At 44.0% G+C, this 24,758-nt stretch carries 17 protein-coding genes and 2 pseudogenes; 13 read left to right on the top strand and 6 right to left on the bottom strand.

Annotation, left to right across the window (positions count from 1 at the left end; genetic code table 11):
• A pseudogene (locus tag H5300_RS12115) lies at positions 1–89 on the top strand (IS5/IS1182 family transposase); the annotation flags it as partial.
• Positions 90–171: 82 nt separating this feature from the next.
• Positions 172–1,422, top strand: a complete 1,251-nt coding sequence (locus H5300_RS12110) for an SGNH/GDSL hydrolase family protein (protein ID WP_102442357.1) — start codon at positions 172–174, stop codon at positions 1,420–1,422.
• A 166-nt stretch (positions 1,423–1,588) separates the two neighbouring features.
• Here the strand turns inward: H5300_RS12110 and H5300_RS12105 are convergent, their stop codons facing one another.
• Entirely contained in the window at positions 1,589–2,920 is a 1,332-nt protein-coding gene (locus H5300_RS12105) for a DEAD/DEAH box helicase (RefSeq protein WP_004732064.1), read from the bottom strand.
• A 361-nt stretch (positions 2,921–3,281) separates the two neighbouring features.
• Between H5300_RS12105 and H5300_RS12100 the strand changes: the two genes are divergently transcribed.
• Complete coding sequence (locus H5300_RS12100) at positions 3,282–3,548, top strand: Lpp/OprI family alanine-zipper lipoprotein (RefSeq protein WP_004732066.1); 267 nt, start codon at positions 3,282–3,284, stop codon at positions 3,546–3,548.
• Positions 3,549–3,693: 145 nt separating this feature from the next.
• Here the strand turns inward: H5300_RS12100 and H5300_RS12095 are convergent, their stop codons facing one another.
• Complete coding sequence (locus H5300_RS12095; protein ID WP_182796048.1) at positions 3,694–4,770, bottom strand: L,D-transpeptidase family protein; 1,077 nt, start codon at positions 4,768–4,770, stop codon at positions 3,694–3,696.
• Between the two features lie 347 nt (positions 4,771–5,117).
• Here H5300_RS12095 and deoD point away from each other — a divergent pair, with 347 nt between their 5' ends.
• The 4 genes from deoD (at position 5,118) to H5300_RS12075 (ending at position 10,614) form a co-directional block, all read left to right on the top strand.
• Positions 5,118–5,828, top strand: coding sequence for a purine-nucleoside phosphorylase (gene deoD, locus H5300_RS12090; RefSeq protein ID WP_004732072.1), 711 nt, complete (start codon positions 5,118–5,120; stop codon positions 5,826–5,828).
• 81 nt (positions 5,829–5,909) lie between these two features.
• Positions 5,910–7,379: a hypothetical protein gene (locus H5300_RS12085; protein ID WP_004732073.1), complete on the top strand. Its 1,470-nt coding sequence runs from the start codon at positions 5,910–5,912 to the stop codon at positions 7,377–7,379.
• 185 nt (positions 7,380–7,564) lie between these two features.
• A complete protein-coding gene (locus H5300_RS12080; RefSeq protein ID WP_017078601.1) occupies positions 7,565–9,034 on the top strand; it encodes a hypothetical protein in 1,470 nt (489 codons plus the stop codon).
• A complete protein-coding gene (locus tag H5300_RS12075) occupies positions 9,034–10,614 on the top strand; it encodes a GGDEF domain-containing protein (protein ID WP_102462190.1) in 1,581 nt (526 codons plus the stop codon). The genes H5300_RS12080 and H5300_RS12075 overlap by 1 nt, the downstream gene beginning before the upstream one ends.
• Positions 10,615–10,645: 31 nt before the next feature.
• On the opposite strand, the gene H5300_RS12070 is transcribed toward H5300_RS12075, so the two are convergent.
• Positions 10,646–11,548: a DMT family transporter gene (locus H5300_RS12070; protein WP_182796047.1), complete on the bottom strand. Its 903-nt coding sequence runs from the start codon at positions 11,546–11,548 to the stop codon at positions 10,646–10,648.
• A gap of 250 nt (positions 11,549–11,798) precedes the next feature.
• On the opposite strand from H5300_RS12070, the gene H5300_RS12065 reads away from it, so the two are divergent.
• From H5300_RS12065 to H5300_RS12040, 6 genes and pseudogenes are all read left to right on the top strand, one after another.
• On the top strand, positions 11,799–12,194 hold the full coding sequence (locus tag H5300_RS12065; RefSeq protein WP_017078598.1) for a DUF3302 domain-containing protein: 396 nt from the start codon (positions 11,799–11,801) through the stop codon (positions 12,192–12,194).
• The gene (locus H5300_RS12060) at positions 12,194–13,324 is read left to right on the top strand and encodes an HlyD family secretion protein (RefSeq protein WP_017061874.1); all 1,131 of its coding nucleotides are present in this window, start codon (positions 12,194–12,196) and stop codon (positions 13,322–13,324) included. The genes H5300_RS12065 and H5300_RS12060 overlap by 1 nt, the downstream gene beginning before the upstream one ends.
• Before the next feature lie 319 nt (positions 13,325–13,643).
• Positions 13,644–14,192 (top strand): ECF-type riboflavin transporter substrate-binding protein, encoded by a 549-nt coding sequence (locus tag H5300_RS12055; protein ID WP_004732085.1) that lies wholly within the window; start codon positions 13,644–13,646, stop codon positions 14,190–14,192.
• 6 nt (positions 14,193–14,198) lie between these two features.
• Positions 14,199–15,893, top strand: a complete 1,695-nt coding sequence (locus tag H5300_RS12050) for an ABC transporter ATP-binding protein (protein ID WP_017078596.1) — start codon at positions 14,199–14,201, stop codon at positions 15,891–15,893.
• Entirely contained in the window at positions 15,890–16,729 is an 840-nt protein-coding gene (locus H5300_RS12045) for an energy-coupling factor transporter transmembrane protein EcfT (RefSeq protein ID WP_017078595.1), read from the top strand. Before H5300_RS12050 ends, H5300_RS12045 begins: the two co-directional genes overlap by 4 nt.
• A 222-nt stretch (positions 16,730–16,951) precedes the next feature.
• Positions 16,952–17,422, top strand: a pseudogene (locus H5300_RS12040) (TetR/AcrR family transcriptional regulator).
• 80 nt (positions 17,423–17,502) lie between these two features.
• On the opposite strand, the gene glgB reads toward H5300_RS12040, so the two are convergent.
• From glgB to H5300_RS12025, 3 genes are all read right to left on the bottom strand, one after another.
• Positions 17,503–19,683, bottom strand: a complete 2,181-nt coding sequence (gene glgB / locus H5300_RS12035) for a 1,4-alpha-glucan branching protein GlgB (RefSeq protein ID WP_182796046.1) — start codon at positions 19,681–19,683, stop codon at positions 17,503–17,505.
• Between the two features lie 175 nt (positions 19,684–19,858).
• The gene (gene malQ, locus H5300_RS12030) at positions 19,859–22,039 is read right to left on the bottom strand and encodes a 4-alpha-glucanotransferase (RefSeq protein ID WP_017090326.1); all 2,181 of its coding nucleotides are present in this window, start codon (positions 22,037–22,039) and stop codon (positions 19,859–19,861) included.
• A 188-nt stretch (positions 22,040–22,227) separates the two neighbouring features.
• The gene (locus tag H5300_RS12025; protein WP_017078593.1) at positions 22,228–24,681 is read right to left on the bottom strand and encodes a glycogen/starch/alpha-glucan phosphorylase; all 2,454 of its coding nucleotides are present in this window, start codon (positions 24,679–24,681) and stop codon (positions 22,228–22,230) included.
• Positions 24,682–24,758 lie beyond the last annotated feature (77 nt).

Genomic DNA, 24,758 nt, shown 5'->3' with positions numbered 1-24,758 from the left:
TTTCAAGTAGATATGACAAACTAGAAAGGAATTATGCCAGCATGTTATCGCTGGCATTCATGTTAATGTGGCTACCGATGTATTGTTGAACGCGAAATGTACAGCAAAGATCAACACGCCCTAATAATAAAGTAATTAACCTTACTTACTTTGCTAAATGAGTACTCTAAAATGAAGAAAATGATCTTGGTATTTACGTTGACAATGCCTCTAATTGCATCAGCTATCGCCGATACATCAATGCCTCTAGATGCAACAATTCCTGACGAAGTAGCACAAGGGCAGATGCTTGATACACGATCATATATCAGATGCTGGTACCGAACCGACATATCGAATGACTCAGTTGCAACTGATTGGAAATGGGCAAGAAACGAAGATGGCAATTACTACACTATTGATGGATATTGGTGGTCGCCCTCATCGTATAAAAACATGTTCTTTAGTGGAACACCACAATCAGAAATAGAACAACGTTGCGAAGAGACACTAGACATCCAGCATGATGCCGCCGACATCACTTATTTTGCAGCAGACAGTCGGTTCTCCTACAACCACTCAATATGGACCAATGACGAAGAACTCCAAGATAATAAAATTAATCGAATCATCACATTTGGGGATAGCCTTTCTGATACTGGAAACTTATTCAACGGTTCGCAATGGGTTCTTCCCAATGCTAACTCATGGTTCTTAGGTCACTTCTCAAATGGCTTAGTCTGGACTGAGTACCTGGCTAGAGAAAAAAACATACCTCTGTATAACTGGGCAGTTGGTGGAGCTGCAGGCACAAATCAGTATGGAGTCCTCAAAGGTGTTTATGACCAAGTCACGTCGTACCTGAAATACATGGAAGCCGCAAAGAATTACCGTCCAGAAAACTCATTATTTACTTTGGAGTTCGGCCTTAACGACTTTATGAATTACGAACGGTCGGTCGCTGATGTAAAAGCTGATTTCAGCAGCGCTCTAATTCGTTTAACAGGAAGTGGAGCTCAAAACATTTTGCTCTTCACCCTCCCTGACGCCACAAAAGCTCCACAATTTAAATACTCAACAGAAGACGAAATTTCTATTGTTCAGAGCAAAATAATTGAGTTTAACCTCTTCATCAAAGAGCAAGCTGAGTATTACCAAACTAGGGGGGTCAATGTCGTACTTTTCAATGCTCATGATCTGTTTAACCACATTACTGAAAACCCGCAGCAGCATGGATTTCAGAACGCTACGGATGCATGTTTAGATATTCAACGCCATTCAGCTTCTGATTACTTATATCGCCATAGCTTGACTAATGATTGCTCGACCTATGGCTCAGACCGCTATGTGTTTTGGGGGGTGACGCACCCAACTACTGCAATTCATAAATATCTAGCGGATAATATTCTCATGTCTTCATTTTCGACCTTCGACTTTGAATAGATGCAAAGATAAGAGTCCTTTCAAACTTTTCAGAAGTTAAAAGAGCATAGGGCAAGATAAAGAGAGACGAGAAATAGACAAAATACAGATACAAAAAAACCGCCATCATTGGCGGTTTTTTTTGCATCAACCTTTCAAAGCTAAGCTTTTAGGTCACGCAAGTTGATTACTCGTCGTCCACTTTTGGTGCGACTTTCTTCTTAGGGATAAACACGGTATCACCCACAGCCACATTTTGGTGGAAGCTCTTATCACGCTTAACCGGTTTCTTCGGCGTTTTCTTAACTTGGGTGCTGGTCTTCTTCTTCGCAGGTCCGCCTTTAGCAAAAGCAGGTTTACGAGGCTTAATACCTTTGAATTTACCTTTTAGACCTTCAAGCACAGAGAAAGTAAGATCTTGTTGAAGGTAAAGCTCAACACGCTTAAAGCTGTCCCAGTCTTTTGGACCAACCAAAGAGATTGCATCACCTTTGTTACCCGCACGACCAGTACGACCAACACGGTGCACGTACTCTTCTGTATGCTTAGGCATATCAAAGTTGATAACGTGGCTTACGTTTGGAATATCGATACCACGCGAAGCAACATCGGTTGTTACCAAGATCTTGTAAACCGCACGCTCAAATTGACTCATGATCGCGTTACGTTGCGTTTGGTTTAGGTTGCCACTCAATGCAACGGCTTTAAGCTTCTTCTCGTTTAACTTATCCGTTAAACGATCAGTATCGGCACGAGTTGCAGTGAAGATCATCACCTGACGGTATTCAGCTTCTTCAATCACACGATCCAAGATCGCTTCTTTGTGATCGAGATGGTCACACAGGTAGAACTTCTGAGTGATATCAAGGTGCTGCTCGTTAGAAACACCAACAGAGATACGCTTAGGTGCGTCTAACATTTCATTTGCAATGCCATTCACTTCCGCGTGATCAAGCGTCGCAGAGAACATCAACGTTTGACGACGACGGTGCTTAGCTGCATTCGCAATGCGACGCAATTCAGGTGCGAAACCTAAATCCAGCATACGGTCAGCTTCATCAAGAATTAGCGTTTCAACACCATCTAAAAACAGTGAGCGGTGCTCAAGGTGATCGGCCAGACGACCTGGAGTCGCAACAATAAAACGAGGGTACTTACGCAGGGCTTTAACTTGGTCGTTAAAGTTTTCACCACCCAAGATAAGTGTAGCTTCGTAAGACAGACCGCCAAGCATACTACGCAGCTCGCCGTAAACTTGTTTTGCTAGCTCACGAGTAGGAGCCAAAATTACACCACGAGGATCTTTAGCAGAAAACGCTTTTGTTTTTAATGCTTTATGTATCATCGGCAACACAAACGCCAATGTTTTACCTGATCCCGTTTTTGATGAAGCCAATAGATCCTTACCAGCAATAGCAACAGGGATCGCTTTTGATTGGATCTCTGTCGCTTTCTTGAAGTCGTAATGTTTTAAGTTCTTCAGTAAGCGGTTATCTAAGCCTAAATCTTTAAAGTGCAAAGGACTCTCCAGTCATGATGGTATTGAATAAAATTAATTTAACGTGACATGATACCGCGAAAGTACTTTATAAGGATAGAGATCACAGTAAATTTATCCTTTTATCTGATGTTAACTAGAACATTGTATGCGTTGCTAACAAAGGGACCACTCTCCAAAGTAGTATCAAAACGACCTCGAAACCCCTCATCTCAGAATTGAGACAGAACGTGATGCTTAGCTAATTACCTCAAAAATTTAGCAATTTCTTTAGTTATTGTTTTTGCAGTTAAAAAATTAGTCGCTACAATCATTAATGAAGCGACTATATGATAAAGAATGTATAGCGCATCTTTTGATGATAAATAAGCAAGGAGTTCTTATGAATAAGACGTTAATCGCAGCTGCAGCCTCAGTATTTATTTTAGCTGGTTGTTCTTCAGAGCCTGAAGAAGCAGCAGTATCAGAAATGGACCAACTAACTAACCAAGTTGCTGAGCTAAGCAGCGAAGTAGAAGCGCTTAAGAGTGACAAAGCGGCTGCTGAAATGAAAGCTCAAGAAGCATCAGCTGCGGCTATGGCAGCAAAAGAAGAAGCGGATCGTGCTAACGACCGTATCGACAACATTGCTGAGTCTTACACTAAGTAATTGAGATAGAAGCTCAATGAAGCTGTAGATTTCAAAAGACGTATATACATGCAGTAAATTGACAACACCACCTCTTTTAGAGGTGGTGTTTTTTATTGAGGGGAAGAGAAAGAAAGCTATAAGGCTTTATTCACAACCTATCAAATTAGAACTCAATCACAGGTGGTGCGATTTCAACAGGCACACCATTTTGAGCAAAGATAACTGCTTTTGCCTTTGAATTAGGAAGATCAGCGTCTTCAAGCCACCATTTTAATTCAACAGGGATTTGCAGTAATTTCTTAGAGCCGTCACTTCGCGTCAAAGGTTCGTGAGCTTCAACAAATACACTTCTATCGGGCTCTAAAGACACCTTAATAGGCTCATCGATTATTGTGACTTGTTCACCACGACTCACCTGCTCAAAAAGCCACTCAATATCTTTAGGTTCCATACGGATACACCCAGAGCTCACTCGCAAGCCAATCCCAAAGTCTTTGTTGGTACCATGTATCAGATAATCACCAGCACCATAGGCAAGTCGCAATGCATATTCACCTAAAGGATTTTCAGGCCCAGCAGGAACCACTCTTGGTAGCTCAATCCCTTTTTCTAAGTACTCTTTGCGAATTGAGTTTGGAGGAGTCCAAGTCGGGTTTGGACGTTTTTGGCTTATCTTAGTGATCATTTCGGGAGTATCACGCCCTACTCGTCCAATACCGACAGGGAAGACATGCACCTGATTTTTCTCAGGCTCAAAGTAGTACAACCTCAACTCGGCAAGGTTAATCACAATGCCTTTTCTCGGAGTATCCGGCAGAATCAAACGGCTAGGAATGCTTAACACATAGCCTTCAGCAGGAAGAAAAGGATCGACCCCTTTGTTTGCCGCCATTAAAGAGAGAAAGCCAATATCGTATTGCTTTGCAATGATCGCCAAGGTTTCACCCGCCGCAACTTCGTGTTGCTGTATTCTGCCCACGATACGGCTTTCTGTTGGTGGCAACTCAAAAGTTGCAGCAGACACCCACGACGAAGTCATCGCGCCAGCAAGCAAAATGATTACCCGAGCAAGTAAAGCTGTTCTCACAGCAAACAAAGTCGTTCTAATCGTAATCAATGTGGACTTAACAGCAATCAATGTGGATTTAACAGCGACCAACGCTAGCTTATGTAACCTTATTTTCGTCTGTAACTGTGTTTTCATCGAGTGCGAAGGCGTCGAGTTAGCGCAATACGACATAAAATTCCTTGGTTTGTCTCTTTATCAAAGTTTAGATTATCGCTGATCAAACGTCTCTACAACGTATTGTTGCCTCGAAGACAATATGCAACAGATTTGTATTTCGAGATTTCTCTTTAAATATCGTGCAATTTACCCATACAAAATCGATTGCCTTTACGCTTTCAACACATTTGGTTATCAATATTAATAAAACTATAATGGCAAAGCGGTTTTGTGACTAAAGTCTCATGGAGCCTCGTTTTAACTCGCTAATATTGCCTCAACAAAACGAATTCAATTCAACAGAATCGGTAATTGATTAAATCCTGTTCCTATCATTACCGTTTAAACTTTGGAGAACGACCATGGCTACACCTCATATTAATGCTCAAGCTGGTGATTTCGCAGAAACAGTACTTATGCCGGGCGACCCGCTTCGCGCAAAATACATTGCAGAAACATTCCTTGATGACGTGAAGCAAGTTTGTGACGTTCGCAACATGTTTGGTTACACAGGCACTTACAAAGGTAAGAAAGTTTCTGTAATGGGCCACGGTATGGGTATCCCATCATGCTGCATCTACGTACACGAGCTTATCGCTGAATACGGCGTGAAAAACGTTATTCGCGTAGGTAGCTGTGGTGCGGTACGTGACGACGTTAAACTAATGGACGTTGTTATCGGTATGGGTGCTTCTACAGACTCAAAAGTAAACCGCATTCGTTTCAACAACCACGACTTCGCTGCAATCGCTGATTTCGGTCTTCTAGAAGAAGCTGTAAACCAAGCACGTGCACAAGAAGTTCCAGTTAAAGTTGGTAACGTATTCTCTGCAGACCTTTTCTACACTCCAGAAGCTGACCTTTTCGAGAAAATGGAAAAGCTAGGCATCCTTGGTGTTGATATGGAAGCGGCTGGTATCTACGGTGTTGCTGCGGATCTTGGTGCTAAAGCACTAACCATCCTAACAGTGTCTGACCACATCATCCGTGGTGAGAAATTAAGCTCTGAAGATCGTCAAAAATCTTTCAACGACATGATGAAAGTGGCTCTAGAGACTGCAATCAACATCTAACGACTTGAATAAGATACATTGAAAAGCGTTACCCCGCAGCCAAGCTTACTTGGCTGCTCAAATAATCCCGAGGGGGAGATCGTGTCTAACGACAAGCTGCCAAAAGATGCGGATGGTTTGCAACTCAACTTTTGTAAAACATTGGCGTGTGACAACTTTGGCTTGAGCGATGCAAAACGGTATGTTTTGCAACACGCAAACCCTAAGCGTCCGGCGATGGTTTGTCGTGAATGTGGAGCTTTCCCCCCCTTACTTAACAATCGTGAAGTGTTAAGCGAACTTCATCGCCTAAGACAACTTCACAGCGATGGGCTCCCTGCCTGTCGTAATGATGATTGCGATAACTTCGGCTTATCGGTTCATACCCACAAACATCTTTACCATGCCTTCGGCTACAGTGGCGACAGGCAGCGTTATCGATGTAAAGACTGCCAGTCAACCTTCGTTGACAAGTGGTCTGGATCCAATAAAAAACTTCAATTTCAAGAAAACCTCATGGGCTTATTGTTCATGGGTTATTCCGTACGTGAAATCTGCAGAAAACTTGAGATCAACCCAAAGACTTTCTATGATCATGTTGACCACATCGCGAGCCGTTGCCGTCGTAAATTAGCGATGATCGATGCACGATGGGTTAATCATGCCAAAGATTACGAGTTCGCATCCCACTACCAGCGTCTACAGCCACAAAGTAACAACGGTGTGGTTTGGATAGCGACTGGCGAAGCGCATTCTGGCTATATCCTTTGCCAACACGTCAACTATTCTCAAAATGAAGAGCCTTCAGGGAATGTTGATCACAATCCTTACGATGACGTTGCGCGTTTTGTATCCAAAGATCACTCATCAGAAGCGAACCTCGAACAACCTCAGCCATCTGACAAGTTGAAAGAGCGTATTGAACAGCAGTACCAAGTGATTCTAGCGAGAGGTAACGTTGAGGATCCTATGGGTAACCTCACCACATTTAGCTACCCTTCAAAAGGCGCGCTGATTCGACCGCCTTATACCTCTTATGCTCACTTCTTACATGTGCTTGATATGTGTAATGAAGACAAGCATGTCGCTATCTATATGCCACAAGATCCATTACTAAGATCTGCCGCTTTAAGTGTATGTTTGCCGCGCATTCAGAGTCAAAATATTGACCTTATGTATGTAGAGGAAGATCCCGGCTGGCAAGACGATCAAAGTTTCGAAAAGATCGACATCGTTCACATGAGTTGGTGGCGCGATCGTTGGGCTATCGCAAATCAAGGTGATAACCAGAAAGGTATTTGCTACCTAACGGGTAACAATCCAGAACCAAAACAGTGGTTTAACACTGCCTCAATTCAGCAAACCAAGTTCTATCAACAACGCTTCCAGCTGTTATTTGATAGCTTCATCAATGAGCCCAGACGTAAGCTTCGTCCTGGGGGCATTCTTCCATTGCTCGACATATTTAGAGCTTGGCACAATCTGTGCTACCAAGATAAGCAAGGGCTCACGGCAGCGCAGCGCTTAGGTGTAGCAGAGCAGCCATTGACCCTAAAGCAACTACTTTCATAGAAACAGACCTCTAGATAATTATTCGGGAACTCATTGATTTTAAAGCAACAACATGAGGTAACACCCATAATTGGAAAAGATACATGTTCCTTTAAGGCCCTAAGAAAGATAATTGGTGCTTATCTCAAATCACACTCTTATAATGATTGTGTTATCAATATGTTCGATAATTATGGATCTAACTCTTGGACAAAAATCAGTACCTTCTTGAAACAGAACTAGAACAACTCAAAACTCGTGTCGACTCTGAGCCATCGGTGATCCTAGAGATTGCCCAACAGTGCCTAGTCCGATCGGAGCAAGTTCTGTTTGAAGAGGGTGCTATCCAGTCGTTAATGTTAATGGCAAGGTGTAGCTGGAACCTGATGGATTACCAAAAAGGTTTGAAGTACATCAAGGAAGCCTACAAGCGCCAGAACCGATTAGATACCGACCTTTTCCTCCCTGAAATCCTCCATTTACACGCGCTCCAGTACTGGGGACAAGCCAAGTACTATTCCGCCCAACAGTTCTGGATCAATGCCTTAGAGCAGTCTGCACTGGTTGATGAAGTCGAGATTCAAATTGAATGTCTCATTGGGCTTGGCAACATTTGGCGAATGACTCATGAATATAAGCTTGCACGTTCTACCCATCAACTTGCCGTTAAAGTGGCTAACAACAGCCGCATTGGTTGGCTAGAGGGCAAAGCAAGAATACTGCTCGCTTGGGATTACTACCTGCTTAACAACTATGTCGAAATGCTGTCGGTACTCGACGGTGCAGAAGAAGCGTTAAAAGAGCATAAAGATAACACTTGGCATGCCGAAGTATGGGACTTTCGAGGCCTTGCTCTGCTTGGCCTTGAACGTCTAGATGATGCAGAGCGCGCGACAGCTAAAGCGCACAATCTAGCCGTAGAACATAACCTCGTTTGGATGAAAGCGCACTCTTACATCAGTCGAGCTCGATTGGAGCTCCTGAGAAAAAGACCAGAACAAGCGGCAGAATTGCTGAAACTCGCTGAACACTCTGCAAATGAATTCGATAATGGTGAGTTGCTTAGCCAAATTTGTTACCAACAATCCTTGGTTGCAGAAGAAAACCAAGATTTCAAAGCTGCGTTGGTCGCCTTTAAAAAGTACCGTCAATATTCCATCGGTATGCTTAAAGAGCAAACGAATCGTGTCGGTTTAGACAAAGCGCGCAGTTCAAAACGCCAGCTTGAACAGAGAGCACGAAAGCTGATTAATCGTATTCGTGGCCAGCATGAGTACGATCCTGAAAAGCACCTCTCTTATGTCGTATCTGAAACCTTTTGGTGGGAGAAGCTGGTCCTATTTAAGACAGAACTTAAGCGTTCGAACCACAGCATCATTATGTTCCATCATGTCGATACCGATTACTTAGATGTCTGTACCGAGATTGCTCATACCTTGTGTAATCAAAACGACTTCATCGCTAGGCTGAGTTCAGAGCGTGTTGCTATGATGCTTTCAGAGAAAGGCGAAGCCGCAGAACAAACCTTCCAAACTCTCAGCACCATGCTAGAAATATATCCATGGCATAGAAAAGGATTAAAAGGTTCGAGACCTACCGTCAGCCTCAATGATATTTTGACGTTCCCGTTCACTCTTGAACAATTAGAAGAAGACGATGCTGAGGTAATAGAATAATGGAAACCCTATTACGCAAAATCACAGATGCTGGTTTAGACCCTTCATCGGTATCGGGTGAAGAAGCGATCATATTCTGGAACCACATTCGCCAGCACGTTTCGACCACGCAAACTGAGCAAGCGCACTGCTATATCATCAGCTCTGAGTACCGTGCCGAGTTACAACAAAATCAAACCAGTATCGAAGAACTCAGGTTTGCACTCGACCTACTCCACCTTCCTGTAGATATCGAAGACATTCTCACAGTAAAGACCAGCCTAAGCGACCGCTTAGTTGAAATTGGTGATTACACATCGGCACTGAATGAATTCGTCAGCTCATCGACAATTGCGGTTGAACACGGCCATATCGATGAATATGTATTGGCTATCTTAGGCATGGGCAACCTGTGTGATGCCTATGGTGATCACAACAGAGCTCTTCGCTATTACCAAAAAATCAGCAGTATCGACCACGCGATAAGCAGTCGCTCACTTCGCCTCAAATTCAAGCTGCATATGGTAGCAAGCCTACTTCTGCTCAACCGCATTACCGCGGCCAGCGATTTACTGAATGAGTGCGAAGAATTAAGTATTCTAGTGAGTGACAAGTTGCTCACAGCTCAAATATTGCTCTACCAAGCGAAAGTGCTTCGTGCTAAGAAAAAATACCATGAAGCCTTACGTTGCCTATCAAAAGTTCAATACCCAGCCAACAGCACTCAAGCAAGCTGGCTCGCGACCATGACTCGTCTCGAGTTAGCACATTGCCTAAGTGCAACAGGAAAGCAAGACTATGCGAGCATGATTTTGTCGAGCACAGACAAACGTGTAAAAGCCTACTCATCGCCAGTGCTTGCAAAGCGTTTCTATGACTCTTTGAGTGACGTATGTATGAATCAGGGCCGTTTTCAAGAAGCTCTGAGCTATGAGAAAAAAGGTTACCGAATTGAAACGGATCTGATGAAGCAGATCCCGATCAGCGAACTCGGTGCAAGCCAACTACGCCGCCTATCGCGTTTTGAGTTACAACTAAAACTCATTCTCTCTGAACAAGAAAATAGAGAACTCAAAGAGACGACTGAACAGCACAAGAATACAGTTGCTCAACTACAACAAGATGTTTTCACCGACCCACTGACCGGGTTACACAACCGTCGATGGTTAGATGTAAAACTAAAAGACCTGTTGCTTCACGAAGCACCTTTCGCCTTGATGGTTGTTGATATTGACCACTTCAAGTCTATCAATGATGAACTGAGTCACTTAGTCGGTGATAAAGCGATTGTTAGTGTGTCTCAAGAGCTGCGTTCATACTTTAAGTTTAGAGGCGCGTCGTGTGTCAGGTTTGGTGGAGAAGAGTTCCTCGTCATTCTAGAGAACACGGATCTTCCTAAAGCAGAAATGCACTCTGAAAATTATCGAGAGCGCATCTTCCAATTCGGATGGCATGAAATACTCGGAGAACGCGGTTTAACCGTGAGTATCGGTATCACTTTACATCGCGACGGAGAAAATACTCAGCGTACCTTCTACCGTGCCGATAAAGCGCTATACCGAGCTAAAGCCAATGGCCGTAATCAAGTGTGTACAGAGTAGTGGCATGTAGGCCTGTAGCTAAGCCTGCATCTTATTGATAAAAGAACAGAGATATTCCAGCAAGGGCAGCAAGCGTCCCTATGACGCTTTGCTTTGACACCTTCTCCCCTTTCAGCGCATAAATCACCAAAATAAAGACCGGGCTAGTCGCTATCAACGTTTGTGCAATCGCAGGGTTCGCATTCTTCAATGCCACTTGCTGAAGCCACAATGCCAAAAAGGTTCCGACAAAGATTGCCCCTAATAACCAAAGTTTATCGAGCTTGGTCATTTCCCATAAATCTCTTTTTATCGATGAATACGGCTTCTTTTCAACAAAAGGGATAATCAGCATTACGGCAAACACGCCAATCGTCAGGCGAATCAAAGCACCTAACAATGGTGGAATGTCACCCGCCACTAACGCGTAATGAGAAATAACCACACCAGATGCCTGACAAACACTCGCCACAAGCCCATAACCAATGCCACCCCACTGTGCTTTGTCATTCGATTCACCGCTCGCCGATTTTGATGGCTGGAAGACAACGAAGGTCACCGCTAGTGTTGTAATCACGACACCGAGCCAACTTTGTACTGTCAATACAGCACCAAGAAACATGAGTGCCAGCACGCCAGAAAGAGGTGGAGCCAAAGATTCGAGCAACAAAGTCTTATTTGCACCGACTCTCTTCAATGCCGCAAAATAGGCGCTGTCTCCAATCGCAATTCCAATAACACCTGAAATGGCCAATATCAGGAAATGGTTGGTACTCAATTCAAATTCAGGCATCGGTATTAACGGCATGACCAACAGCATCATGCCAGAGGCTACAACACCCTTAACAATATTCAACTGCATAGCAGAGAAGCGATGACCAAACTGTCCATAAATCCATGTCGCACACGCCCACACAATCGCAGCACCAATAGCCGCCAATTCACCTATATACATCCGTGTTTATCCTTTGTGGTTGTGCACGTCATTTAGAATCGTAGCTGTCATCATTTCAGCTAAAATACCAACCAGAAAGCCGAAATAGCCTCTTCAAACGCGATGAGATTTCATAAGATTCATCAATGGTTTTGCTCACATTAGAAGCGAACACTCATTATTTCTAACTCAGTAAATCATTTTTATAACAATTACTTGGATGATAGCGTACTATATTTATAACTAACATCTAACATTACAAGGATCTGTTATGTTTTTAGACTACTTTGCACTCGGCTTACTCATTTTCGTTGCTCTAGTCATCTTTTACGGCATCATCGTTATTCACGATATCCCTTATGAAATAGCCAAAGAACGTAATCATCCTCACCAAGACGCAATTCACGTCTCAGGCTGGGTTAGCCTATTCACTTTGCACACAATTTGGCCCTTTCTATGGATTTGGGCAACATTATGGCGCAAAGACCGAGGCTGGGGCTTCGAAAAACTCGAAGAAGAGCAGCACGATATTCATCACCGAGTGGATGTTTTAATCGATCAAGTTAGCACCCTTCAAGAAGAGATCGCACAGCTCAAACAAGCAAATACTAAACAAAGCAGCACAGAAAAAGAGTCAAACAACGTTCAAGATCAGGAGGCTAAGTAATGGATTTACTACTGATAATGACCTACGCGGCACTTTGTATCACTATTTTCAAAGTATTTAATATCCCACTAAACAAATGGACAGTGCCTACCGCAGTGCTCGGTGGTGTGGTCATCGTAGGAACATTGATCCTATTAATGAACTACAACCATCCTTTCACACAACTTGGCAACCAAGTTTACTCAACGACTCCAATTGTTTCAGGCGTTAGAGGTAAAGTCATTGAGGTTCCTGTTGAGGCGAATTCTCCTTTAAAGAAAGGAGACATCCTCTTTAAAATTGACCCTATCCCTTTTGAAGCAGAAGTCGCTAAGCTCGAAGCGAAAGTAAAAGAAGCAAGCCAAGGAGCACTTGGGCTTGAATCTCAAGTTGCTGAAGCTGAAGCTGCTAAAATCAAAGCGATTGCAGAAAGAGACAAAGCGCAACGCGAGTTTTCTCGTTATAAGCGTGGCTTTGAAAGTGGTGCGTTCACCGAACAACAATTGGATACTCGTAGACAAGCTTACAAGGCATCGGAAGCTGCAGTAAAAGTAGCAGAAGCAAGTCAACAACAAGCTCAGATTGCTCTAAATTCTGAAATTGGTGGCGAGAACACCGCAGTGGCAGGATTACTTGCAGACTTACGTAAGGCTCAATTCAACCTTGACCAAACGGTCGTGAGAGCACCAACGGATGGATATGTTACACAACTAGCACTGCGTCCAGGCGTAATGGCTGTACCGCTACCTCTTGCTCCTGTCATGACATTTGTCCATACGGAAGAAAAATACTACATCGCAGCATTCAGACAAAACTCATTGCAACGACTGCATCCTGGTTTCGAAGCTGAATTTTTATTCAGAGCACTACCAGGCAAGATTTTCAAAGGACGCATTGATGAAATAATCCCAGCTATTGGTGAGAGTCAAATTCAAGCGCGCGGGACACTTATTGGTACCAATGCACTTCGTACTAATGGACGTGTATTTGCTAAAATGACCATCACTGATGACCTGTCTGACTACCATTTACCTATGGGTACTGCGGTTGAAGTTGCTGTTTATTCTGACAGCTTTACCCACGTATCGATCATGCGTAAGGTCCTTATTCGCATGAAGAGTTGGCAAAACTATCTATATCTAGACCACTAACTATACCTAGACCACTAAACGGTCGTAGATATGTGACGAACCCGCTTAACACATTGTTAAGACGCATGAAAAGCCAGACTCGCTCTGGCTTTTTTGTTGCTTGATTAACCGTAAAATTGCGCTTTTTACACGATATTTAAGTGTTCAGATGGAATTTTAGACATCTAGACACTTACCTTCCCTTATGGAAGCGTTCTACTGTATAATGCGCGCCTTATTTTTTATATTTGCCCAAAAAACGTTCTCATTGAGACGCATATTAATAATGGTGAATATTCGTTCTTTATTAAGCTTTATCTTTCAGTATTCGAGGTTATCTATGAACTTTTCAGCTAAAACAGTGGTCGTTATTGCCATTGGCGCGGCACTGTACGGCATTGGTGGTTTACCTATGTTTGGTGTCCCAGTGTTTGCGAACACGACATTGAAACCAGCGATGGCAGTCCTAGCACTGTTTTCTGTTTTGTTCGGCCCAATTGTTGGCTTCTTGGTTGGCTTTATCGGTCACTGGGTAACGGATCTGTTCGCAGGCTGGGGCGTTTGGTTAACTTGGGTACTAGGCTCAGGTATCGTAGGTATGGTTATCGGCTTATTCCCTATGATGACTAAGAACCGTCTTCAACAAGGCGAACTGCCAATGAAAGATTTTGTATTGTTCGTGATACTAGCCCTTGCAGGTAACGTTGTAGGCTATGGCTGCTCTGCGTTCCTAGATACTATCTTATATGCAGAACCGTTTACTAAAGTCTTCACTCAACTGTCTATCATCGCAGCGGGTAACACCGTTTTGATCGCTGTTGTGGGCTTCCTGATCCTAAAATCAGTCGCTAAACGCAACAAACAAAGCCGCAACCTGACTGAGGCATAAGCGATAATGACTATAGCATTTTCGAACTTCTCTTTTAGATATGAGTCGCTGGATAAACCGACGCTAAAAAATATCAATCTAAGGATAGAGAAAGGAGAGAAAATCGTCATTATTGGACCAAGTGGCAGTGGTAAATCTACCCTAGGTCAATGTCTCAATGGCCTAATACCTCATGCAATTAAAGGTGAGGTAACTGGCTCTTTAGAGATCAACGGCAAGAATATCTCTGAATTTTCGATGCACGATTATACCGAACAAGTCGGCACAGTACTGCAAGATACTGACAGCCAGTTTGTGGGTTTGAGTATCGGTGAAGATATTGCTTTCGCACTCGAAAATCAGTTGATGTCGAACATTGACATGTACCCGTTAGTTAAGTCGACTGCAAAAATGGTTGACCTAGCGGACATGCTTGAGCGCTCGCCACACGATCTTTCAGGTGGTCAAAAGCAGAGAGTATCGCTAGCAGGCATCTTAGTTGATGACGTTGATATCTTGCTGTTTGATGAGCCTTTAGCAAGTCTTGACCCTAAGACAGGCAAGGCAACGATTGAGATCATCGACCAACTGCATAAAGAAACCAACAAAACCATCGTGATTATCGAGCACCGCCTCGAGGATGTCCTACATCGTGATATCGATCGTGTGATCTTAATGGAGCGCGGTGAAATCGTCGCGGATATGACTCCCGATGAAATTTTAGCGTCTAAGTTACTTGATACGCACGGTATTCGTGAGCCTCTTTACTTATCCGCGCTTAAAGCGGCGAAAGCCCCACTAACCTGCGAAGATAAGCTGTCAAACCTCAAAGCTTTGGATTACAAAAGGTTCCGCCCAGCAGTTCAAGCTTGGTTTGCTGATCGCCCTGCCCCAGCTGCAGAAAAGCAGTATCAACCTTTACTCGAAGTTCATGGTCTGACTTATTCTTACGACGGCGAGAAGAACGCACTCGAAGATGTGAGCTTCAAGATTGGCAAAGGCGAGTTTGTTTCGATTCTGGGCAAGAACGGTTCGGGTAAATCTACCATCACCAAACTCATCATGGGTGTGATCGATGCCGATTCAGGCTCTTCCTATCTAAATGGTGAAGACTTATCTGAGCTTTCTATCTTCGAAAGAAGCCAAAAGGTCGGTGTGGTAATGCAGAACCCAAATCATATGATTTCGCATCATATGATTTTTGACGAGATTGCTTTTGGTCTTCGTAACCGCAATATTGCAGAAGAGCTGATTAAAGAAAAAGTTGAAAACATTCTTGAGCTGTGTGGGCTGAGTAAGTTCCGTCACTGGCCTATCGAAGCTTTGAGCTACGGTCAGAAAAAGCGTGTAACCATCGCTTCTATCTTAGTGTTGGAACCTGAACTCCTCATATTGGATGAACCAACAGCAGGCCAAGATTACCGAAACTACACGTCAATGTTGGCGTTTATCCAAAAGCTTAACCGTGATTTGGGTATTACTGTGGTGATCATCTCACACGACATGCATCTCGTTCTCGAGTACACCACACGTTCAATCGTAATCGCAGACAGCAAGTTGATTGCCAATGCAGCCATGACGGAAGTGTTTAGTCAGCCATCGCTTCTAGAACGTGCAAACCTCTGTACCACTAGTATTTATGAACTCGCGACTATGATGAAAATCGACGATACCAATGCGTTTATGCAGTACTTCATCGACTACGAGAGAAGTTCTCTATGAACGCATCAAAAGTAAAATTCGGCATCAACTACATTGATACCAAATCCCCCCTGCACGCATTAAATGGCATCACGAAATTTGCACTCTTCTTAGCTTGGGTAACCGTGGTATTGACTACGTTCGACCTGAGATTGATTACGCTGCTTATTATGACTGGTTTATACCTATTAAAGCTCACCAATGTGCCTATACGCGTGTATAAGCCTTTGTTATTAGGTACGGCGAGTGTCTTAAGTCTAAATGCTTTATTCATGTTCCTGCTTGCTCCGCAGCAAGGCACTGAGCTCATCGGTAGCGAAACTTTATTACTGACATTGCCGGGTAACTACTCGTTGAGCCAAGAGACTCTGTTTTACTTAGTCACGGTGACGCTCAAGTACATGAGTATGTTCCCGATAGCGTTAATATTCGTATTCACTACGCACCCGACTGAGTTTGCAGCGAGCCTCAACCGTATCGGCGTTCCGTACAAGATCGCCTATGCGGTAAGCTTAACGCTGCGTTACTTGCCAGAAGTTAAGAAGGACTTCATCAATATCATGCATGCTCAGCAAGCTCGTGGTGTAGAACTCTCGAAGAAAGCGCCCCTAATAACTCGAATCAAAAACGTGGCTAAGGTTCTAGGACCGCTCATTTTCTCTAGCTTAGACCGCGCAGACGAAATCTCTAACGCAATGACGTTACGAGGCTTTGGCCGACACAAGGCACGTACTTGGTATAGCTATGCGCCTTTGAAACGTATCGACTTTGTTTGTTTGAGTGTCATTGCTTTTATTGTGGTGTTGGCCATAGCGAAACGCATTCTTGAACCTGAATTGTTTTGGTATCCATTCTAATTTTTCATTTACCACATACAAACAACGACTTAAAATTACACACCGCTCAATAGGGCGGTGTTTTTATGTGTGCCAAGATCTGATTAACAATTGAACCAATAACTCAATACTGACTATTTTTGACGATAAACTGACCGTTTACTTACGTCTTTGGTTTGAAATCTAATTTAGAAACTCTTAATATACACGTTTACAGAATGTTACACTCAATAGAGATTTGTAATGGCTCGAATTACTCAAGTACAGAAACTAGAAAATCAAAAGCACTACGACGAGATCGTACTAAACCTTTTTCTGGCTGAAGGACATGAAGCACTAACTTATGCAAGGATTGCTCAAGAAATTGGCATTAGTTTGACGACGCTTCAGGGCTATTATCCATCGACTCGCGCTATCCGATCAGCGTTACACCAACACATGCTATCAATTGTTATAGAGAATCTAGAGTTCTCGTCGGAAGAAGTATTCATTCAATCTTGGCAAAACGCTCTAGATAATGATCAATTTCGATTCGTGATCAAATTGATGTTTTTCCATGCCTCCCAGGTAAAGAGCCCTGAACAGTTTAACATCAGTTCAGATGGTTAATTCCGCGAGATAATGTTTAATAGCTTTGGGCTTGATTCCGTTCGAATCCTTGAGACTGTCGTAGGACGTTCAATGCTCTATCTCACGAACTTCAATCAGCATTAAACCAAGCGTTATAAATACAAAAATGGGAGCCTTTCGGCTCCCATTTTCTTTTTAGTTATCGCTTATTTCAACTTATAGACCTAATTTAGCTTGTAAAAAACGGTCGATAACGGTGGTAAACGCAGCTCAATCGATGTGTCTAAGCCTTCGCTTTCTACTGATTCAACCTTAGCAACCGGCTTCACTTCAAAGCCACTGCCTGCATAATCCGCAGAGTCTGTATTCAATAACAAAGAGTACTGACCTTGTGCTGGAACACCTAAGCGGAAGTGCTCATGAGGAACGGGGGTAAAGTTAGAAACCACCAATACACGCTCGCCTGATTCACTGATACGCTCATGAGCTAAGATGCTCGCTTCAGCTGAATCCTGTAGACGCCATTCAAAACCTTTCGGGTCGAAATCAAGATCATGCATTGCAGCTTCAGAACGGTACAGATTGTTCAAATCTTTCGTTAAGCGCTGAACACCTTTATGACGTTCATAATCTAGCAAGAACCATTGCAGTTGATCATCATGGTTCCATTCCGCCGTCTGACCAAATTCAGCACCCATGAAGTTCAGCTTCTTACCCGGCTGCGCGTACATGTAACCCATGTAAGCACGTAGATTTGCCGTTTGCTGCCATTCATCACCAGGCATTTTTTCGTGGATAGATCCTTTACCATAAACCACCTCATCGTGAGATAGAGACAATACATAGTTCTCACTGTGTGCATAAACCAATGGGAAGGTAATTGTATCGTGGTGATATTTACGATTGATTGGATCTTCTTGGATGTAAGACAAGCTATCGTGCATCCAACCCATGTTCCACTTAAACCCGAAGCCTAAACCGCCCATAAAGGTTGGGGCTGAAACACCAGGGAAAGCCGTCGATTCTTCAGCAATAGTCATCGCATTAGGGAAGTGCTTGTAAACTTCTTCGTTCATCCACTTAAGGGTTGCGATGGCATCGTAGTTTTCGTTGCCGCCGTCTGCGTTCGGAATCCATTGATCATGGCTACGCGAATAATCGAGGTACAACATCGAAGCAACCGCATCAACACGAATGCCGTCGATATGGAATTGTTCGAACCAGTACAGTGCGTTTGCAACCAAGAAACGACGCACATGCTCTTTGCCTAAATCATAAATGTACGAATTCCAATCTTGATGCCAACCACGACGTGGATCTGGATCATGGAACAAAGGTGTTCCATCAAAATTGGCTAAGCCGTGATCATCACTAGGGAAGTGCGCTGGAACCCAATCCAGAACAACACCTAAACCAGCTTGGTGACATTGATCGACGAAGAATTTGAAGTCATCAGGAGACCCAAAACGACTCGTTGGTGCGAACAAGCCTATTGGCTGATAGCCCCAAGAACCGTAAAACGGATGCTCTGAAACCGGCATCAACTCGACATGCGTGTAACCCAAGTCCGTTAAATATGGGATCAATTCAGCAGCAAGTTCACGGTAGTTTAAGAATTCCCCTTCAGCGTTACGCTTCCAAGAACCAGCGTGCAGTTCATAGAACGAAAGTGCTTCTTTACGCTTTTGCGTTACTGGGCGATTCTGCCACTGAGTATCTTGCCACTCGTAACGAGCGTGATCGTAAGTCACTGAAGAAAATGAAGGGTATTGCTCAGAGTAAAAACCCCATGGGTCAGCTTTGTGTGGTAAGCCTTCGCCATCAGGTCCTTTTAATTCAAACTTGTATTGAGCGCCTTCTTCCAGTTCAGGAATGAATAGGCCCCACATGCCATAATCTAAGCGTTGCATTGGATGACGACGACCATCCCAAGCGTTGAAGTTACCCACTAAGCTTGCCGCTGTTGCATGCGGTGCATACACCAAGAAACGCGTACCTGAAATCGTCTGTCCATCACGCTCTAGCGTAATAAACTGAGCCCCCATGTGATGATACATATCTTTAGGTGTATGGAGATCTTCATAACTCGCGTACAGATCGTGGTACTGGTATGGATCATCGATGATCTGCTCGACTCCAGCCCAATCAACCGCGAGCTTGTAGTGAGTAAAACGTAAATCTCTCTCTTGCTTAAGAATGAAACCACTTTCACCCTCTTGCGCTAACTCAATACGAGGTTCCTTTCCAACAATCAACTCGACTTTATTTGCCCCAGGAATCCACACACGTAATGCACCTTGCTCAGAAGGTAAGTATGGCCCTAAAAACGCAAATGGGTCAGTGAAACAAGCCTGTGATAGTTGGGTATATATTTGTTTTTGCTTTGAAATCGAACTTAGTTCCAAAACGCTTCTCCCTAACCAAACATCCAAAAAATATAATACAAAAATGCCCGCTATTAGTGCGGGCAATATAACGACGGTTTATTCTACCAGATGAGCATTCATTATTGAGTGACCGAGGTTGTATTTTCGTACGGCGTAAGCAAAAAACCACCTATTTTCAAGCCACTCAACGTCATTACTTAGCTGCTTTTTCTCGAACGTCAGTCAGCTTAGAAGCGATACGATTTACCCCTTCGTGAGCAAATATTTCGTCCAAGTTCATTGATAGTTTACGACGCCAGTTAGGGTATTCATCGACAGTGCCAGGGATGTTTACTGGCTTGTCCATCTCTAACCAATCTTCCAGTTGAACACTAAGCAGTGTCGAACCACCAGCCGCAACGTGCAGTTGAAGTGCTTCAGCAAGATAAGAGTCCATCGGTACTTGGCTTGCATCACGACCAACACCTTCAGGTAAGAAGCCATGCCATGCTACTGAATCTAAGATACCTTGTTTGCACTCCAGACGGTCGTCGAACAAGGTTTCTAGCTGTTCTGCATCTGGGTATAAACCAATCTCTTGACCCATTTTCAAGTCATCACAATGCCAGAAGCCGCGAAGCGTTGGCATATCATGAGTACAAAGTGCCGCCATCGATTGTGGTGCATAATGTTTCGGTGAGATAAAGCCACCGTCATCTTCTGATGTTTCGAAGAAGAATACTTTGTAAGAATGCACACCCGCATCCGCTAGGATATCGACGATTTCATCCGGCACCGTACCTAAGTCTTCACCGATAACGCTACATTGGTAACGGTGAGATTCAAGCGCCAGAATTGACAGCATGTCTTGTACTGGGTAATAGATGTACGCACCCTTGGTTGCGTTTTCACCTTTTGGAATCCACCACAAACGCAGTAGGCCTAATACGTGGTCAATACGAAGTGCACCACAGTGCTTCATATTGGCACGGAGTAGCTTGATGTATGCGTCGTAGCTCGTTTCTTGAAGCACTTCAGGATTAAGCGGTGGTAAACCCCAGTTTTGACCTAGAGGACCAAGCACATCCGGTGGAGCACCGATGCTCGCATCCATCACTAGGTTGCCTTCATCGGCCCAAGTTTCGCTGCCTGAATCCGCAACACCAACAGCTAGGTCACGGTACAAACCAACGGCCATGCCTTTCTCTTCAGCAAGAGACTGTGCATCGTTGATTTGGCAATCCGCTAACCATTGCAGGTACATGTAAAGATGAACATTCTCTAGGTTCTCTTTAATGTATTTCTGTGTCGCTGGGCTTTCGAATGTGCGGTATTTCTCAGGGAATACAGGCCAGCCCCACATACCTGAATCTTCGGCATGTAACTCACCGTGCAGAGCATCAAACGCCGCTTGATGCATCAGGCTTTCACCGCCCTCTTCTACAAACGCTAAGAACGCTTGTGCACGATCGCTGTTCTTGTCTAGATGACGAGTCTTAAATTCTGCGAATAACATAGGCAAGATGTTCATCTTAAGCTCAGACACTTCGGTGTAGTTTACCCAGTGCGCTTCACGAGCTTTTTGTAGACGCTGTTGGAATTCAGCGCTGCCTACCGTTTGTTGTGCTTCAGCACTTAATGCGAATTCAGGTACTGAGCTCACATCAATGTATAAGATGTTTAACCAACGACGTGACGACGGGCTGTATGGGCTCGCGCCTTCTGGGTTCGCTGGGAACAATGAGTGAATTGGGTTTAGGCCAACAAAATCACCACCACGAGAAGCGATATCAGCAACAAGCTGTTTAAGGTCACCAAAATCACCAATACCCCAGTTGTGCTGAGTTCTTAGTGTGTACAGTTGAACACTTGGTCCCCAAAGTTTTTTGCCTTGCTCGATTGGTGACTGCTTGAAACACGCTTTTGGCGTAATGATCAATGTCATCTCGTAAGGCTTCTTACGGCGCTTACGACTCACAATCAGCTTGTGATAACCCCATGCCAAATCACTTGGCAATGCAAACACTAAAGGGCCACCCTCGGCACGCTCGTCACGAACGACTTGAGATTGAAGATAGCCTTCAAGTACCTCTCCTTGCTCGGTTTCTAAGCGCCAGCTGAACTCACTTTCACGAGCACTAACACCTAGATTAAGCGCCACTTCTACTGGCTCACCGTCACGCAAGACAAGAACTGGGTCTAGTACATCTTTTTTGTGTTTTCTTTCTGCAGATTTAAGCAGTGCATCATCGCTGCTTGTATCGTAGCCCAATGAAGCCAATAGAGACGTAATCGTCTCTTCTGATACTTGTGCTTCATCGCCCCACGCACTAACGTAACTGTCGGCAATGTTTGCCATTTCTGCGACTTGTTTTAATACGGTCTGTTCTTTCATCGCTCTCTCCGAAAACGTTCTGACGCTTTCTATTTTGTAGGGTTGTTAATTTAATTTTTTACTAATCAATTAGCTTGTGACAATCGGTTTGTAAGCAGCTTGTTTATAAACGACAAACCTTTAAGCCTTTCGTTTGCTCACAAGCTAATTGAGCCAAGGCAGAAACTGCCTTGGCTACTTTGGAAGTATTAACGGTTAACCGCTTCAAGTTTCCAAATGTTGTTCACGTAATCGCGAATAGAGCGGTCTGATGTGAACTTACCAACCAATGCTGTGTTAAGAATTGCTTTCTTAGCCCAACCTGCTTGGTCTTTGTACTGCTTGCCCATGTCTTCATGTGCTTTCACATAAGATGCGAAGTCAGCAAGACATAGGTACGGGTCGCCACCGTCGAGTAGGCTATCAAACGTTGCACGTAGAAGGCCTGGTTGACCTGGAGAGAACTCATCGCCAGTCAGTAGGTTTAGAGATGCTTTCAGCAGTGGGTCTGCGTTGTAGTAATCGTATGGGTTGTAACCCTGAGCTTGCAATGCCACTACACCATCAACGTCTAGGCCAAAGATGTAGATGTTTTCATCGCCAACTTCTTCACGAATCTCAACGTTTGCACCATCCATAGTACCGATAGTTAGCGCGCCGTTTAGCGCCATCTTCATGTTGCCCGTACCCGATGCTTCTTTACCAGCCAGTGAGATTTGCTGAGAAACGTCTGCCGCAGGAATAATGATTTCAGCCATGCTTACACGGTAATCAGGGATGAATACCACTTTCAGTTTGTTGCCAATGCGAGGGTCGTTATTGATCTTCTCTGCAATCTTGTTAACCGCGAAGATGATCTCTTTCGCTAGGTGGTAACCCGGTGCTGCTTTCGCTGCGAAGAAACATACGCGTGGTTCACACTCGAAACCAGGTTCGTTAAGAATACGGTGGTACAGAGATAGAATGTGTAGCAAATCTAGGTGCTGACGCTTGTATTCGTGAAGACGCTTGATTTGCACGTCGAAGATAGCGTTCGTATCTAGCTCGATACCCATGTTCTCTTGAACCCAATCAGCAAGACGCTGTTTGTTTTCTTTCTTAACAGCCATGAATTCTTTTTGGAATTTCGCGTCTGTTGCAAACTTAGCGATGCCTTCAAGCTGCTCTAGTTTTGCTGGCCACTCAGTGCCGATCTTGCCAGTAATTAGCGTAGATAGGCCTGGGTTACAGAACTTCAACCAACGACGTGGCGTGATGCCGTTCGTTACGTTAGTCAGTTTGCCAGGGAAGATTTCGTTGAACTCTGGGAACAAGTCTTTCTTAACCAGTTGAGAGTGAAGCGCAGCTACACCGTTTACTTTGTAAGAGCCAATCACACATAGGTTTGCCATGCGAACCATGCGGTGGAAACCTTCTTGGATGATAGAAAGCTTCGCTTGCTTCTCACCGTCACCAGGCCACATCTTGCGAACTTCTTGCATGAAGCGGTGGTTGATTTCAAAAATGATTTCCATGTGACGTGGAAGAAGGCGGTTGATCAAAGATTCAGACCAAGTCTCTAATGCTTCTGGAAGTAGTGTGTGGTTCGTGTATGCGAACGTATGAGCACTGATTTCCCAAGCTTGGTCCCAAGTTAAACCTTTTTCATCGATCAGGATGCGCATCAATTCAGGGATAGCGATAGTTGGGTGCGTATCGTTCAGTTGAATCGTTTCTTGCTTAGGCAGATCTTCTAGAGAGAAACCTGCTGCTTCGTGACGACGTAGAATATCGCGAACAGACGCTGCTGAGTGGAAGTACTGCTGCATTAGACGCAGTGTCTTACCTTTCTCGTGGTTGTCGTTCGGGTAAAGTACTTTAGTAATGTTACCCGCATCGATTAGCGAGTGTTGCGCTTCGAAGTAGTCACCGTTGTTAAAGCTTGCTAGTGAGAATGGTGCGATTGCCTGACATTCCCAAAGGCGCAGTGGGTAAACCGTGTTTGACTCGTAACCTACGATAGGTAGATCCCAAGGCATTGCTTTCACTTCCATACCCGGAACCCAAGTACGAACTTCTTTACCGTCGATGTATTCAACTTCTACATGACCATAAAAACCAATGTGTTGTGCTAGTTCTGGACGAGCCACTTCCCATGGGTAACCTTCAACACCACGCCATGCGTCAGGTGCTTCTTGTTGACGACCGTCTTGGAAAGACTGTTTGAATAGACCGTATTCGTAGTGAAGACCGTAGCCCACTGTTGGATATTCTTGAGCGGCACAAGAATCCATGAAACAAGCGGCTAGACGACCAAGACCACCATTACCTAGTGATGGGTCGCGTTCTTCTTCTAGAAGATCAGTTAGGTTTTGACCTAGCTCTTCCATTGCATGAGTGATCTGTTCATACAGACCCATGCTGATCAGGTTATTACCGGTTAAACGACCAATCAAAAACTCTAATGAAAGGTAGTTAACGCTTTTCGCGTTCTTAATTTTTTCGTCATTTTCAGTTTCTAACAGATCAAATGTTGTGAGTTCTGCTAGCGCACGCCCCATTGCTAGGTACCATGCGCGGCTATCTGCGTTTTCAATCGTTGTTGCGTAGGTTGCAGATAAATGCTTCTTAACGCTTTCTTGGAACGACACTTTATCGAAAGTTTTTTGCTGAGTTGGTTTCATTTCAGAAATCTCGCTTTTAATAGTTCTAATTCATCTGTGACATATCGTGCATGGTCACCATTAACTAAACATCCTCC

Origin of the sequence: Vibrio sp. SG41-7 (assembly GCF_014164465.1) — a bacterium.
GTDB classification, from domain to species: Bacteria; Pseudomonadota; Gammaproteobacteria; order Enterobacterales; family Vibrionaceae; genus Vibrio; species Vibrio splendidus.
The sequence above is the reverse complement of the archived record's forward strand: the minus strand, read 5'-3'. Positions and strand labels throughout refer to the sequence as shown.

Bases quoted from the DNA above. Each gene is read 5' to 3' on its own strand.
- H5300_RS12050 (WP_017078596.1), top strand. From the start codon at position 14,199: ATGACTATAGCATTTTCGAACTTCTCTTTTAGATATGAGTCGCTGGAT.
- deoD (WP_004732072.1), top strand. From the start codon at position 5,118: ATGGCTACACCTCATATTAATGCTCAAGCTGGTGATTTCGCAGAAACA.
- H5300_RS12110 (WP_102442357.1), top strand. From the start codon at position 172: ATGAAGAAAATGATCTTGGTATTTACGTTGACAATGCCTCTAATTGCA.
- H5300_RS12095 (WP_182796048.1), bottom strand. From the start codon at position 4,770: ATGTCGTATTGCGCTAACTCGACGCCTTCGCACTCGATGAAAACACAG.
- H5300_RS12045 (WP_017078595.1), top strand. From the start codon at position 15,890: ATGAACGCATCAAAAGTAAAATTCGGCATCAACTACATTGATACCAAA.
- H5300_RS12070 (WP_182796047.1), bottom strand. From the start codon at position 11,548: ATGTATATAGGTGAATTGGCGGCTATTGGTGCTGCGATTGTGTGGGCG.
- H5300_RS12025 (WP_017078593.1), bottom strand. From the start codon at position 24,681: ATGAAACCAACTCAGCAAAAAACTTTCGATAAAGTGTCGTTCCAAGAA.
- H5300_RS12055 (WP_004732085.1), top strand. From the start codon at position 13,644: ATGAACTTTTCAGCTAAAACAGTGGTCGTTATTGCCATTGGCGCGGCA.
- H5300_RS12060 (WP_017061874.1), top strand. From the start codon at position 12,194: ATGGATTTACTACTGATAATGACCTACGCGGCACTTTGTATCACTATT.
- H5300_RS12075 (WP_102462190.1), top strand. From the start codon at position 9,034: ATGGAAACCCTATTACGCAAAATCACAGATGCTGGTTTAGACCCTTCA.
- H5300_RS12065 (WP_017078598.1), top strand. From the start codon at position 11,799: ATGTTTTTAGACTACTTTGCACTCGGCTTACTCATTTTCGTTGCTCTA.
- H5300_RS12100 (WP_004732066.1), top strand. From the start codon at position 3,282: ATGAATAAGACGTTAATCGCAGCTGCAGCCTCAGTATTTATTTTAGCT.
- malQ (WP_017090326.1), bottom strand. From the start codon at position 22,039: ATGAAAGAACAGACCGTATTAAAACAAGTCGCAGAAATGGCAAACATT.